General features: G+C 59.8%; 13 protein-coding genes. 12 read left to right on the top strand and 1 reads right to left on the bottom strand.

The features are described from left to right. Positions 1–15: 15 nt before the first annotated feature. Positions 16–1,152, top strand: a complete 1,137-nt coding sequence (locus tag FMN63_RS04700; protein ID WP_148582798.1) for an ABC transporter substrate-binding protein — start codon at positions 16–18, stop codon at positions 1,150–1,152. 187 nt (positions 1,153–1,339) lie between these two features. Here the strand turns inward: FMN63_RS04700 and FMN63_RS04695 are convergent, their stop codons facing one another. Beyond that, positions 1,340–2,398 carry an NAD-dependent epimerase/dehydratase family protein gene (locus tag FMN63_RS04695; RefSeq protein WP_148582797.1) on the bottom strand — a complete coding sequence of 353 codons (1,059 nt, stop codon included), beginning with the start codon at positions 2,396–2,398 and terminating at the stop codon, positions 1,340–1,342. 582 nt (positions 2,399–2,980) lie between these two features. Between FMN63_RS04695 and FMN63_RS04690 the strand changes: the two genes are divergently transcribed. The 11 genes from FMN63_RS04690 (at position 2,981) to FMN63_RS04640 (ending at position 14,406) form a co-directional block, all read left to right on the top strand. Beyond that, positions 2,981–4,720: an ABC transporter substrate-binding protein gene (locus tag FMN63_RS04690; protein WP_148582796.1), complete on the top strand. Its 1,740-nt coding sequence runs from the start codon at positions 2,981–2,983 to the stop codon at positions 4,718–4,720. Positions 4,721–4,894: 174 nt separating this feature from the next. Further along, positions 4,895–5,959 carry an ABC transporter ATP-binding protein gene (locus FMN63_RS04685; protein ID WP_148582795.1) on the top strand — a complete coding sequence of 355 codons (1,065 nt, stop codon included), beginning with the start codon at positions 4,895–4,897 and terminating at the stop codon, positions 5,957–5,959. A gap of 12 nt (positions 5,960–5,971) precedes the next feature. Next, complete coding sequence (locus FMN63_RS04680) at positions 5,972–7,063, top strand: ABC transporter ATP-binding protein (protein WP_148582794.1); 1,092 nt, start codon at positions 5,972–5,974, stop codon at positions 7,061–7,063. After that, positions 7,060–7,926, top strand: coding sequence for a carbohydrate ABC transporter permease (locus FMN63_RS04675; protein ID WP_006931840.1), 867 nt, complete (start codon positions 7,060–7,062; stop codon positions 7,924–7,926). The genes FMN63_RS04680 and FMN63_RS04675 overlap by 4 nt, the downstream gene beginning before the upstream one ends. A gap of 11 nt (positions 7,927–7,937) precedes the next feature. After that, positions 7,938–8,735 (top strand): carbohydrate ABC transporter permease, encoded by a 798-nt coding sequence (locus tag FMN63_RS04670; RefSeq protein ID WP_148582793.1) that lies wholly within the window; start codon positions 7,938–7,940, stop codon positions 8,733–8,735. Next, positions 8,732–9,013 carry a DUF2160 domain-containing protein gene (locus FMN63_RS04665; protein WP_209000940.1) on the top strand — a complete coding sequence of 94 codons (282 nt, stop codon included), beginning with the start codon at positions 8,732–8,734 and terminating at the stop codon, positions 9,011–9,013. Before FMN63_RS04670 ends, FMN63_RS04665 begins: the two co-directional genes overlap by 4 nt. A gap of 170 nt (positions 9,014–9,183) precedes the next feature. Beyond that, on the top strand, positions 9,184–9,579 hold the full coding sequence (locus FMN63_RS04660; RefSeq protein WP_006931837.1) for a BlaI/MecI/CopY family transcriptional regulator: 396 nt from the start codon (positions 9,184–9,186) through the stop codon (positions 9,577–9,579). Beyond that, positions 9,566–10,753: a M56 family metallopeptidase gene (locus tag FMN63_RS04655; RefSeq protein WP_148582791.1), complete on the top strand. Its 1,188-nt coding sequence runs from the start codon at positions 9,566–9,568 to the stop codon at positions 10,751–10,753. The genes FMN63_RS04660 and FMN63_RS04655 overlap by 14 nt, the downstream gene beginning before the upstream one ends. A gap of 481 nt (positions 10,754–11,234) precedes the next feature. Further along, the gene (locus FMN63_RS04650) at positions 11,235–13,115 is read left to right on the top strand and encodes an NAD(P)H-dependent oxidoreductase subunit E (protein WP_148582790.1); all 1,881 of its coding nucleotides are present in this window, start codon (positions 11,235–11,237) and stop codon (positions 13,113–13,115) included. Continuing rightward, entirely contained in the window at positions 13,112–13,840 is a 729-nt protein-coding gene (locus FMN63_RS04645) for a 2Fe-2S iron-sulfur cluster-binding protein (RefSeq protein WP_148582789.1), read from the top strand. The genes FMN63_RS04650 and FMN63_RS04645 overlap by 4 nt, the downstream gene beginning before the upstream one ends. Continuing rightward, positions 13,837–14,406 (top strand): NADH-quinone oxidoreductase subunit B family protein, encoded by a 570-nt coding sequence (locus FMN63_RS04640; RefSeq protein ID WP_148582788.1) that lies wholly within the window; start codon positions 13,837–13,839, stop codon positions 14,404–14,406. Before FMN63_RS04645 ends, FMN63_RS04640 begins: the two co-directional genes overlap by 4 nt. Positions 14,407–14,414: the final 8 nt, after the last annotated feature.

The following is a 14,414-nucleotide window of genomic DNA, read 5'->3' as shown; positions in this document are numbered from 1 at the left end:
GAGAGGGGATTTCCCATGTTAAAACAATTTGCTGCGGCCGCCAGCCTTGTGGCCCTTCTGGCTGGAGCCGCGCAGGCCGAGCCCGTGAAGGTCGGCATGATCACGACGCTGTCGGGCGGCGGTGCGGGCCTAGGCATCGATGCGCGCGACGGCTTCATGCTGGCGGTCAAACAGGCCGGCAACAAGGACCTTGAGGTGATCGTCGAGGATGACCAGCGCAAACCGGACGTCGCGGTTCAGCTTGCCGACAAGATGATCCAGTCGGACAAGGTCGACGTCCTGACCGGTATCATCTGGTCGAACCTGGCCATGGCCGTCGTGCCGTCGGTGACCGCTCAGGGCAAGTTCTACCTGTCGCCGAACGCCGGTCCGTCCGCACTGGCCGGCAAAGGCTGCAACCCGAACTATTTCAGCGTCGCCTATCAGAACGACAACCTGCATGAAGCCGCTGGTGCCTACGCCAAGGAAGCCGGTTTCAAGAAGACCTTTATCCTTGCGCCGAACTATCCGGCCGGCAAGGATTCGCTCACCGGCTTCAAACGCTATTATGGCGGCGAACTGGCGGGCGAGATCTACACCAAGCTGGGCCAGACCGACTATGCGGCCGAGTTGGCCCAGATCCGCTCGTCGGGCGTCGACAGCGTGTTCTTCTTCCTGCCGGGCGGCATGGGGATCTCCTTCCTGAAGCAATATGCCGACAGCGGCATCGATCTTCCTGTCGTCGGTCCGGCTTTCTCGTTCGATCAGGGCATCTTGCAGGCGGTTGGCGATGCGGCGCTGGGGGTGAAGAACACCAGCCAGTGGAGCAAGGACATCGACAACGATGCCAACAAGGCTTTCGTGGATAGCTTTAAAGCCGAATACGGCCGCCTGCCGTCGCTCTATGCGGCTCAGGGCTTCGACACGGCCAACCTGTTGCTGTCGGCCATGGCCAAGGCGGATGTGACGGACGCGGACGCGTTCCGCGCAGCTCTTGAGGCTGCGGACTTCCCGTCCGTGCGCGGCAAGTTCAGCTTCGGCCCGAACCATCACCCGATCCAGGACATCTATGTCCGTGAGGTGATCAAGGAAGGCGACGTCTACACCAACAAGATTGTCGGAACGGCCCTGACCGATCACGGCGATGCCTATTCGGACGAGTGCAAGATGTAAGACCTGCTTCGGGTTTTCCTCATCGGGAAAGGCGCGGCTACCGGCCGCGCCTTTTGTTTTTTGAAACCCTGGGGCTCCCCGGTCCCGGCTCACGTTTCGCCGGAATCACGGGGGCTGTAATCCGCACCTTGACCCTGCAATCCATGCCGTGACCTCAGCGAACGGAGAGGGCGTGATTTGAAGCGAGCTACTTTCCGAACGCCCCGGCGTCAATCATCTGCTGGAACATCTCTTCCATGGACGTTTTCATCGGCCGGTAGGTAACACCCAGGGCGCGCTTGCTTTTGGAATTGTCGGCACGCCATTTCACGTCGACGTTGTTGGTGACGAATTTCCGGGAAATATCGCCGACAATCGGCCCGACCAGCCAGACGATCCACTTCGGCAGAGACTGGCGCGGCACCGGGTAGCGGTCGCCGTATTTTTCGATCAGGGCCTTGCCGAGTTCCAGAATGTTGGTGTTGTGGCCGGAGATAATGTGACGGCCGTCGGCATCTTTTCTGAAGCCTGCTTCCATGTGGGCCCTGGCCAGGTCACGCACATCCACGACTCCAAGACCCAACTTCGGCGCGCCGCGCTTCATGGTGCCATCGCCCATCTGGCGGACGATGTTGAAGCTTTCCGAGGTCGGTCTGTCGTTAAGGGCAGGGCCGATCACCAGTGAGGGATTGACGGTGACCAGTTTGAAACGGTCCTGAGCGCCGGCAATCTTCCAGGCTTCTTTCTCCGCAAGCGTCTTGGAATAGCTGTAGGGCTGGTAATCGAGGGAGGCCGTAGTGTTCCAGATATCTTCCGTCAGAACGCCGCCGGGCGCTTTCGCACAATCGATCGCATCGGTGTAAATGGCTGCGCAGGAACTGGTGACGACAACACGTTTGACATCAGGTGTCCGTGCGGCTTCCTCCAGAACGTTCCGTGTGCCTTTCACGGCCGGGTCGATCAGTTCCCTTTGCGGGTCCCTGACCGAAACGGTGAAGGGAGAGGCGGTGTGGAAGACGGTCGCGCAGCCTGCCATTGCCTCGGCATAGGAGCCTTCGTTCAGCAGGTCGGCCTTGAAGAAGCGCAAGGTGCCGGGCGATGTGGCGGCAACGTCCTGAAGGTGGGCGGTCTTTCTCGTGTCATCCGGGTCGCGGACAGCAGCATGGACCGTTCTTCCTGCGTCGAGCAGTTCCTTCACCAGCCAGCCGGCGACATACCCTGTGGCCCCTGTTACCAGCACCGGTGCATCGGTTGGAAAAGTGGTCATTGGCTGCTGTCATCCTTCTCTTGAAGACCGGTCAGGCACTGGTGGATCATCCGCCATGTGACATAGCCTTTGAGGTTGTCGCGTCAACGCAGGAAACTTTCTGCGCCCGGTCCCTTGATCCAGTCCGCCGGTCCAGGCAAAGCGCCTTGCGACCACCCCAGGGTACCGGTCATCGGAGTTCGGCCGGGCTCCATTGCCGGACGTGACGCAGCGTCGACTGTTGGCCGATCACACTGTGCCGCAGTGCGAAACATTTATTCATATTTCGTTTTGCGATGCAAAACGAATGTCAATGGAAGCTTTGCGCGGAAGAATATGAAAGACTCGAAACCCGAATTCGTGCTACATCCAATGTCTAATTTGTGCCACACTGTGGGCAGCGCTCGACAGGCGGCCGGGTTTTCGGATCGCATTCGGATAAGCGTTCAGGCTATGAAAAGCCTTTAAAAACAAGATATTGCCTCTGTATTTTGGAGGCTGATCTATCTACTAAAAATTTAGTTTGACAACATGGCAATGCTGTGACCTTCTATCCCGAGCCGGATAACGACGGCGTATATTATCTCACGGGAGGAGATGCAGATGCGTAAGTATCTACTCACCGCAGTCGCAGCTGGTGCTGTGCTTGCGGGGGCAGGGTCCGCTTTTGCCGATGAAGCAGCGGCGCAAAAGTGGATCGACCAGGAATTCCAGCCATCCGTTCTGTCCAAAGACGAGCAGCTTGCAGAGATGCAGTGGTTCATCAAGGCGGCCGAACCGTTCAACGGCATGGAAATCAACGTCCTGTCCGAAGGCATTCCGACGCACTCCTACGAGTCGGAAGTTCTGACCAAGGCCTTCGAAGAAATCACCGGTATCAAGGTCAATCACCAGATCCTCGGCGAAGGGGAAGTGGTGCAGGCCGTGCAGACCCAGATGCAGACCGGCCGGAACCTCTATGACGCCTATGTCAACGACTCCGACCTGATCGGCACCCATTCCCGTCTGCAGCTTGCCTACAATCTGACCGACTGGATGAGCGGCGATGCCAAGGATGTCACCAACCCGGGTCTCGACCTGGAAGACTTCATGGGCACCCAGTTCACGACCGGTCCGGACGGCGATCTTTATCAGTTGCCCGACCAGCAGTTCGCGAACCTTTATTGGTTCCGCAAGGACTGGTTCGACCGCGAAGACCTGAAGAAGGCCTTCAAGGACAAATACGGCTACGACCTCGGTGTGCCGGTGAACTGGTCCGCATATGAGGATATTGCGGAGTTCTTCACCAAGGACGTCAAGGAAGTCGACGGCGTTCAGATTTATGGTCACATGGACTACGGCAAGCGCGCGCCGGATCTCGGCTGGCGCATGACCGATGCCTGGCTGTCCATGGCGGGCGCGGGCGACAAGGGCGAGCCGAACGGCATTCCGGTTGACGAGTGGGGCATCCGCATGGAAGCCGGCACCTGTAACCCGGTTGGCGCTTCGGTTTCCCGCGGCGGTGCTGCAAACGGCCCGGCGGCCGTCTACGCCATCCGCAAGTGGGACGAATGGCTGCGCAATTATGCGCCTCCAGGGGCTGCCAGCTTCGACTTCTACCAGTCCCTGCCGGCTCTGAGCCAGGGCAACGTTGCCCAGCAGATTTTCTGGTACACCGCGTTCACCGCGGACATGGTTAAGCCGAAGTCCGAAGGCAACAACACGGTTGACGACGAAGGCACGCCGCTGTGGCGCATGGCACCGAGCCCCCATGGTCCCTACTGGGAAGAAGGCCAGAAGGTCGGCTACCAGGACGTGGGGTCCTGGACCATCCTGAACTCCACTCCGGCGGACCGTGCGAAAGCTGCCTGGCTCTATGCCCAGTTTGTGGTTTCCAAGACGGTTGACGTGAAGAAGAGCCATGTCGGTCTCACCTTCATCCGCGACAGTACCGTCCGTCACGAGTCCTTTACCGAGCGTGCTCCGAAGCTTGGCGGCCTGGTCGAGTTCTATCGCTCGCCCGACCGTGTTGCCTGGTCCCCGACCGGCATCAACGTTCCGGACTATCCGAAGCTGGCCCAGATCTGGTGGCAGCAGATCGGTGACGTGAACTCCGGCGCCTTCACGCCGCAGGAAGCAATGGACCGTCTGGCCGAGGAAATGGACATCGTCATGGCCCGCATGCAGCAGGCTGACGAGCGTGCCAATGTCTACGGCGGATGCGGCCCGCGTCTGAACGAAGAGTCCGACCCGCAGGTATGGCTCGACAAGCCGGGCGCACCGAAAGCCAAGCTCGAAAACGAGAAGCCCCAGGGCCAGACCGTGAACTACGACGAGCTGGTTGCTCGCTGGGCTGAAAAGTAAACCCCGGCGCGACGTGCACGGGCATTGTTTCTGCCAGGCAGAATACGGTGCCCGGGCACTCATCACCCGACAAACCGGACCGGGGCGTTTCCCCGGTCCACCACCGATCCGAAGCGACAGGGCGCGAAATCGATGTTTCGCCACTTGAACCTGTCCGGACGCGGGCGAGAATAAATGTCTCTAGAACTCAAGAACGTCAGCAAGCGCGTTGCGGGCATCACCCATGTCAAGGAAACGAGCCTGACGCTGCATCCCGGTCACTTCAATGTTTTGCTTGGAGAAACCGGCTCGGGCAAGACCTCGCTGATCAAGCTGATGGCTGGTCTCGACAGTCTGGCCAGCGGGCAGATCGTGCTCAACGGCAAGGATGTGTCGCGTCTGTCCGCGCAAAAGCGCAACATCAGCCTGGTGCATCAGTTTTTCGTCAACTACCCGCATATGTCAGTTTTCGACAACATTGCCTCGCCGCTGAAAGTCGCGGGCGTTGCCAAGTCGGAAATCGAGGGTCGGGTGGAAGAAGCGGCCCAGCTGATGAAGCTGAAGCCTTATCTCAAGCGCAATCCGCATGAACTTTCCGGCGGCCAGCAGCAGCGCACCGCGCTGGCGCGCGCCATCGTCAAGGAAAGTGATGCGGTGTTTCTCGACGAACCGCTTGCCAACCTCGACTACAAGCTGCGCGAGGAACTGCGCGACCAGCTTCCCGAGCTTTTCGCAGGCCGCGGCGCGGTCGTCGTCTACGCAACGTCCGAACCTGAGGAAGCCCTGCTTCTGGGCGGGCACACGGCCCTGATGACCGATGGCAACGTGGTGCAGTTCGGCCCGACCGCGGACATCTATCGCAAACCGAAAGATCTGGATGCGGCCAAGGTTTTCTCCAATCCACCGATCAACGTCGCCTCCGTGACGAAGCAGGGTGACATGGTCATGCTCAACGACGTCACGCGCTGGCAGGTGACAGGCGCCGCTTCTGGGCTTCAGGACGGCACATACACTCTGGCGATAAGGCCCCACCATGTCATGCCGGTGGAAAGTGCGCATCACACGGTGAAGCTCGACGGCCACGTTCTGGTAACCGAGCTCAGTGGATCGGAAAGCAGCGCGCATTTCGACATGGACGGCAATGCCTGGGTTTCGCTGTCACCCGGTGTCCATCCCTATTCCGTCGGCGAGGTCCACAGCTTCTACCTGGATCCGAGCCATTGTTTCTTCTTTGCGCCTGACGGCCAGCTGGCCGCCTGAGGAGAGGACATCATGGCACAAATCAAACTCTCCAATCTGCGCCACAGCTATCAGCCGAACCCGGCCAGCGACGCAGATTACGCCCTGAAGAAGATAGACCTGACCTGGGACGACGGCGGGGCCTATGCCCTTCTTGGCCCGTCGGGTTGTGGCAAGTCCACGCTGCTGAATATCATTTCCGGCCTGCTGGTGCCGTCGGAAGGCAAGATCCTGTTCAACGATCAGGATGTCACGGCCCTGCCGCCGGCAAAGCGTAACATCGCGCAGGTGTTCCAGTTTCCGGTCATCTACGACACGATGACCGTCTACGACAATCTGGCCTTTCCGCTGAGAAACCGGGGGCGCGACGAGGATACGGTCAAGCGCCGGGTCGCCGCGATCGCCGAAATGCTGGAAGTCACCGACATGCTCAAGGTCCGGGCGGCAAATCTTTCGCCGGACAACAAACAGAAGATCTCCATGGGCCGCGGCCTCATCCGTGAGGACGTCAACGTGGTGATGTTCGACGAACCGCTGACGGTGATCGATCCGCATCTGAAATGGAAGCTGCGGTCCAAGCTGAAAGAGCTTCATCAGCGGGTCAAGGCAACCATGATCTATGTGACCCACGACCAGACCGAAGCGCTGACCTTCGCCGATCAGGTGGTGGTGATGCAGGACGGCGAGGTTGTGCAGATCGGCACGCCCGTGGACCTATTCGAGCGTCCCGCCCACACTTTCGTCGGTCACTTCATCGGCTCTCCGGGCATGAACGTCCTGCCGTGCGAGGTCCAGAACGGAGCGGCCTTCTTCCGCGGCGAAAGGGTCGCGCTGGAAGGACCGGTGGCCAGTGCCGGCGATGGCGCAGCCCAGATCGGCGTTCGGCCCGAATTCGTCAATGTGTCCGCCAGCGGCGCAGGCATTGCGGCGAAGGTTCGCAAGGTTGCCGACATCGGCCGCCACAAGGTGGTCGAGGCCGTCGCGCACGACATGCGCATCAACGCCATTCTGGAGGGCGAAGCGCCCAACGCCGGAGACGACGTGATGCTCGACTTCAAACAATCCCAGACGCGTCTCTACAAGGACGGCTGGCTGGCGAGCCAGCCCGAGGGAGGGGCCCGATGAAAACGCAAAATCAACGCGCCTGGTTCTTCGTGACCCCGGTGCTTCTTCTTGTCGCCTTCAACGCGCTCATCCCGATGATGACCGTGGTGAACTATTCCGTTCAGGAAACCTTCGGCGACAATCTGTTCTTCTGGCAGGGGCTGGACTGGTTCGAGCAGGTGCTTCGCTCGGAGCGTTTCCACAATGCGCTCGGCCGGCAGTTCCTGTTCACCTTTCTGATCCTGATCATCGAGGTGCCGCTCGGCGTGGCGATTGCGCTGTCCATGCCCAAGAAGGGTTTCTGGGTGCCGTTCTGCCTGGTGACCATGGCCTTGCCGATGCTGATCCCGTGGAACGTGGTCGGCGCGATGTGGAACATCTTCACCCTGCCGGACATCGGTCTGCTCGGTTACTTCCTGAACCACACCCTGGGCATCTCCTACGACATGACCCAGAACCCGATTGCAGCCTGGGTGACGATCATCGTCATGGATGTCTGGCACTGGACGTCACTGGTGGTGCTTCTGGCTTATGCCGGCCTGGTCTCGATCCCGAACGCCTACTATCAGGCGGCGGAAATCGACGGGGCGTCCCGCTGGGCGGTATTCCGGTTCATCCAGCTGCCGAAGATGAAAACGGTGCTGACGATTGCCGTGCTGCTGCGCTTCATGGACAGCTTCAACATCTACACCGAGCCTTTCGTGTTGACGGGCGGCGGTCCGGGCAACTCCACGACACTGCTCTCGATCGACCTTGTGAAGATCGCCCTCGGTCAGTTCGACCTTGGACCGGCAGCCGCCATGTCCCTCATCTACTTCGCCATCACGTTGTTCGCCTCCTGGCTGTTCTACACGCTGATGACGATGAACGATAACAAGTCCTAAGGAGAACCGTCATGCGCCTGAAAAGCCTGGTTCCCGTGATCTATATCCTCTTCCTGATGTTGCCGATCTACTGGCTCGTCGCGATGAGCTTCAAGACCACCAACGAGATCCTGTCCGGGTTCACCCTGTTCCCGCAGACCTGGACCTTTGCCAACTACATCGACATCTTCACCGATCCGACGTGGTATTGGGGCTACATCAACTCGATCATCTATGTGACCATCAATTCGGTCATTTCGATCACCGTTGCGTTGCCGGCAGCCTATGCGTTCTCCCGCTACTCCTTCGTGGGCGACAAGCACCTGTTCTTCTGGCTGCTGACCAACCGCATGGCACCGGCCGCCGTCTTCGCGCTGCCGTTCTTCCAGCTTTATTCCGCCGTCGGCCTGTTCGACACGCATCTGGCGGTTGCCCTGGCGCACTGCCTGTTCAACGTGCCGCTGGCGGTCTGGATCCTGGAAGGGTTCATGAGCGGGGTGCCCAAGGAACTGGACGAAACCGCCTATGTGGACGGCTATTCCTTCCCGCGTTTCTTCATGACGATCTTCCTGCCGGCCATCAAGTCCGGCGTCGGGGTGGCTGCCTTCTTCTGCTTCATGTTCTCCTGGGTGGAAATGCTGCTGTCCAAGACACTGACCGCCGTCGAGGCGAAACCCATTGCTGCCGTGATGACCCGAACCGCTTCCTCCGCCGGTTACGAACTGGGTCTGCTGGCGGCCGCCGGGACCCTGACGATCATTCCCGGCGCCATCGTTATCTATTTTGTTCGTAACTACATAGCCAAGGGCTTCGCCCTGGGGAGGGTATGATGCTCGGTTGGATGGCATGGACCTTGCCGACGGCCCTGTTGTTTGTCGGTATCTTCTCCGCAATCGGCGTGCTGACTGTTGTGGAATTCAAATTTCCGGGCGGTGCTGCACGAAGGGGGATCCTGGGACTGGAAACGACCCGTGGCGACCGCCTCTTCATCACCCTGCTCGGTGCGGCCTACATCTTCCTGGCCTGGCTTGGCCTGGTGGGCAACCCGCTCTGGTGGCCGCTGGCCCTGAGCATCGGGTGGGGCGTCTTCTGTTTCTGGAAGGTTTGATGAGCAACCGGGCGCGCGGATTTTCCGCGCGCTTCGTCCCCGTGGGAGGTCTTAAAGACGGGAAAAGACCCGAACGCCTTCATCGACTAAAGACATAGTAATTTCCGATATTCTGGTGCAAGAATAGATGTCGTAAGCCACATCCATTCCGCAATCGGTGCAGGACTGTAATGAGAAAGCGTAAAAGCAACGAGTTTTTGACCGAAGTCGAACTGGAGTTCATGACTGAACTCTGGAAGCTCGGCGAAGGTTCCGTGCGGGACATCCTTGCATGTCTGCCGCCGGAGAGAAAACTCGCCTATACGTCCTGTGCCACCATCATGCGGATTCTGGATGAAAAAGGCTTCGTGGACAGCCGCAAAGAAGGCAAGACATTCATCTATTCCCCTCGGCTGACCAGGGATACCTACCAGTCCCGATCTCTCCGAAATCTGTCAGAAAAACTGTTCGACGGCACACCTGCGTCCCTCGTGGCCCGGCTTGTCGATGAATACGAACTTACGGGAGACGATCTGGAGGAAATCAGAGCGTTGCTGGACAGGAGGAGGACAGATGACGCTACTTAACCAGATTTTTGATATCTACATCGATCTGAACATCACACTTGCCATCACCGCAATGGTGTGGCTGAGCGCCAAACTTCTGCTGGCCCGTTCCGGAAAAAAGGTCGATTTTTCCGTACAGCTTGGGCTGCTGAACGGTTTGTTCGCGCTGATCCTGCTAACGCCTTTCGCCGTCATGGGCTACCAGCACATGTTGTCGGCGGAAGTGGTCCCCCGGACCCTGTCCGTCAATCTGGCCGATTATGCCGTAGCGCAGTATCTGCGTGGTGGCATTGCCATTCCGGCGGAAGACTTCCAGTCCCTTTTGGGTTTGCGCGGGCAGCTCAGTGAAATGATCCTGACCCTGTCCAATGGCGTCGGTGTGGGAATTGCGCTCGGCCTTCTGGCCGGGTTCAGCTATTTCGCCCTGAAACTCGTCGTCAGTTTCGTCCGGCTGCACCGGGTGCTGGCCACCTGCCACGAATGGCGGAGCAACGGCCGTGTGCAACTGCTGCTGTCCGACAGCGCATTGGTGCCGTTCTCGGCACGCGGCCTGAAGCGCCATTATGTGGTCATCCCGTCCGATCTTCTGGCCGAGCCGGAGGATCTGAAGCTGGTTCTCAAGCACGAGTTCCAGCATCTGCGTCAGGGCGATGTCACCTGGGAAGTCGGACTGGAGCTGCTGCGGCCGCTGTTTTTCTGGAACCCGTTCTTCTACATGTGGAAGTCCGAAGTCGAGCGTCTGCGTGAACTTGCCTGCGATCAGAAGGTTGCGGAAAACGCGCATGTGGACCTGAGGTCCTACTGCATGTGCCTGCTGCGGGCTGCCCAGGCGGGAATTCGCAAACGCCAGGACAGGGAAGCACGTGATCGGTCCGTCGGTGTAGCCGCCGTCGCCCTTCTGGAAGTGCAGGAAAAGCTCTTGCGCCGCTCGCCGGCCCAAAAACTCCGCCGCCGTGTGGAGGCCCTTCTGGAAACCAACCGGGTTCGCCCGCATTGGGGTGTAACCAGTCTGGCCGTATTGCCCATGGTGGCCGTGGTGTTCCTGTCGGCTCTTTCGATACAGAAACCGGCGGATTGGAGCCAGGACCGGCTGATGCTGTCGGCCATCATCAACCTGGAACGGCTGGAAACCAGAAACGGTTCGAATGGCCAGTTGCAGGCTTATAACACCTTCGCGCAGCGCCCACTGCGCTGAGTGACGCAACGCTGCTCCGGCCGGCATTCGTCCGGAGCAGGGACATAGCCCTCACGCGCCAAGCCGCCTGAGACGACGCAAGCGCGCTTGTGGCTGGAGCCGCTTGCGCAACTGGCGTATCCACTGCCTGTCCCTTCAAACCAGTCGACCCCAAAAAGTCTGTCCTGCACGTGATTGCCGGAGGCGCATCTGCACCGGTGCGGAACCGCATCCGGCTGGCAGACTGTGACGGCACTGGCTGCTCCGATTTTATGCAAGTTGATTTTCCTCAAAGACGTTGTCCTACAAGTCTGTGAGCGTGAGGTCGCCGGTAAATTTCACAAGTTTGTTGCGGCTCGTTGCGATTATGCGCGACAGGCCTGTTCGGCTTCAAATCGATTTAGGGCGGGGCGCAACACCAGCCAGTCGGTTGCTGATGGAACAGCGCATTTTCTGTGCCGGCTCGGGTGCAGTCAGCTTTGGGTATCAGAATGGAGGGGCCATGGAAAACGGGCACAAGACCGGAAACGGGGTCTCGACGGCCATCTGCGGAACCGAACCTGTTCCCGCCGAAGAGATAGACGCGATCTGCGCGCAATTCGGCAACGACAAGCATCGCATGCTCGATATCCTGCGCGACGTGCAGGATCGCTACCGCTGTATTGCCCCGGCAACCATGGACCATATCGCCGCTGCCACAGGTCTCACCCGGATCGAGGTGGAGGGCGTTGCCAGTTTCTATTCCTTTCTGTCATTGACGCCGAAAGGCCGCATCACCATCCGGCTGTGCGACGATATCGTCGATCGTTTTTCCGGCCTGTCCGAGGTTGCCTGTGCCTTTGAAGAGGTACTTGGGGTGAAGGTGGGCGAGACCAGCAATGATGGCGCCTTTTCGCTGGAATACACCCCTTGCATCGGCATGTGCGATCAGGCGCCGGCCGCGATGGTCAATGACATCGTCCTGACGAAACTGACGCCGGAGACGGCGCGCAGTGCTGCACAGGCGCTGAAGGCTGGCCAGCGTCCGGAGCAGCTGATCAGTGAACGGTTCGAGGCGCTGACACCCACCGAACGCGCTCTGCATATGGTCGACAACAACATCCGCCACGCAGGCGAGGTGTTGCTCGCTCCGGTGCCGGAAGACGCCGGACTTGCCAAGGCGGCCACAATTACCCCGACGCAGATCATATCCGCGATTGAGGAAAGCGGGTTGCGCGGCTGTGGCGGCGCGGGCTTTACCACCGGGCGAAAATGGCGTTTTGCCGCCAGCGAGCGCGCTGAAAAGCATTTCGTCATCTGCAATGCCGATGAAGGCGAGCCGGGCACCTTCAAGGACCGGGTTCTCCTGACCGAACGGCCGCATCTCCTGATCGAAGGCATGACGATTGCGGCAAGAGCCGTCGGGGCGCGCGAGGGCATTCTTTATCTGCGCGGCGAATATGTCTATCTGCGCGAGCTCCTGCAACAGGTGCTGGAGGAAAGGCGCCGTCGGGGCCTGCTCGGCACGGACATACTGGGCGTGAAGGGCTTCGATTTCGATATCCGCCTGCAGCTCGGCGCGGGCGCCTATATCTGCGGTGAGGAAGGTGCGCTCATCAGCTCCTGTGAGGGCCTGCCGGGCGAACCCAAGACGCGGCCGCCGTTTCCGGTCAATCGGGGGTATCTCGGGTATCCGACGGTGGTCAATAACGTGGAGACCTTCTGTCATGCCGCCCGTATTCTCGACAAGGGGGCGGCCTGGTTCAATGCGATGGGTCTGGAAGGGTCGCACGGCACGAAGCTGTTCTCCGTCTGTGGCGATTGCCTGAACCCTGGCATCTATGAACTGCCATATGGGCACACGGTCTGGGAACTGCTGGCGATGGTTGGCGGTGAGGATGCGGCTGCCGTCCAGGTCGGCGGGCCGAGCGGCACGATGATTGCCCGCGACAGCTTTCACCGCAAACTGACCTTCGACGACCTTGCGACCGGCGGGGCGATCATTGTCTTCAACGGCGAGTGCAACGTTCTGGAGATCGTCGAATATTACATGTCCTTCTTCGTGCATGAGAGCTGCGGCTATTGCACGCCCTGCCGGGTCGGCAACGTCTTCCTGCAGAAGGCGATCCAGAAGTTCCGCAAGGGCCTCGCGAACCCGGAGGATATCGACTACCTCAAGGATCTCTCCGGAACTATCATCGAAACCAGCCGCTGCGGCCTCGGCATGACGTCGCCTAATCCGGTTCTCACCACCTTGAAGAATTTTCCGCTGGTCTATTCGGCGGTGATCAAGCCGAGCAAGGACGGCATTCGCGACACGTTCGACATCCAGTCGGCCATCGATGGTGCACGCAAGATTGCCAAGCGCCGCTCCTATATCTTCGACAAGGATTTCACCCAATGAGCGGCACGAAGAAAGAGACCGGCTTTACCTTCACCATCGACGGAGTGGAGATCACCGCTTATGCGGGCCAGACCATCATGGAAGCTGCCGACGAGGCCGGGGTCTATATTCCGCGTCTGTGCGACCACGAAGGCCTGCGCCACCAGGGCAGTTGCCGGGTGTGTACGGTGAAGGCAGGCGGGCGCAGCGTGGCGGCCTGTACGCAACCGGCGGCACCCGGGCAGGCGGTGGAGAACGAGACCCCGCATCTGACCAAGATGCGCCGGGACCTGGTGGAGATGCTGTTTCACGAGGGCAATCACCTTTGCCCGATCTGCGAAGCCAGCGGCAATTGCGAGCTTCAGGCCATGGCCTACCGGCTGGATATGACGGAGGCTACCAAGTTTCCCTATCTCGAACCCTGCCGGGCGCTGGATGCGTCTCATCCCGATATCGCGCTGGACACCAACCGCTGCATTTCCTGCGGGCGCTGCATCCGCGCTTCCCAGGATGTCGATGGCAAGGGGGTGTTCGGCTATGTCGGCCGCGGCATTCACCGGCGGGTCGCGGTCAACGGCGAGAACCTTGCCGACACGGATGCGCAGGTGAGCGATCACGCCATTTCGGCCGAGGTTTGCCCGGTCGGCTGCATCATCCGCAAGCGCGTCGGCTTTGCCGTTCCCATCGGCGAGCGGGAATTCGATCATGGGCTGATCGGTCATGACATCGAGGAGAAGCGCAAATGAGCGAGCTGCCCAAGGCCAGGATCGCGACCGCGTCTCTTGCCGGCTGTTTCGGCTGCCACATGGCGATCCTGGATATCGACGAACGCCTGATCGATCTGATGCAGCTTGTCGATGTCGACCGGTCGCCGCTCACCGACAAGAAGCGCTTCACCCAGCGCTGCGACATCGGCATCATCGAAGGCGGCTGCTGCAACGAGGAGAACGTGCATGTGCTGCATGATTTCCGCCGAAACTGCGATGTGCTGATCGCGCTTGGTCAATGCGCGATCATGGGCGGCCTGCCGGCCATGCGCAACGCGATCATGCATTCCGACGCCCCGCTGCGCGAATGTCTGGATGAGGCCTATATCACCGGCAAATACATCCGCAACACCACCCACAACGTGCCCAACGATCCGGCGCTGCCCTTGTTGCTGGACGAGGTCTATCCCTGTTCCCAGGTGGTGGAGATCGACTACCAGATCCCGGGCTGTGCACCGAGCGGGGACATCATTTTCGACACGCTTTCCAAGCTGCTGACCGGCAAGTTCCGGGGCTTCGAGCGTGACATGATCAAGTTCGACTGAGGGCGATC

It is taken from the genome of Stappia sp. BW2 (assembly GCF_008107695.1).
GTDB lineage: Bacteria > Pseudomonadota > Alphaproteobacteria > Rhizobiales > Stappiaceae > Roseibium.
Note: the sequence above shows the minus strand (reverse complement) of the source record. Positions and strands in the feature narration are given on the sequence as shown.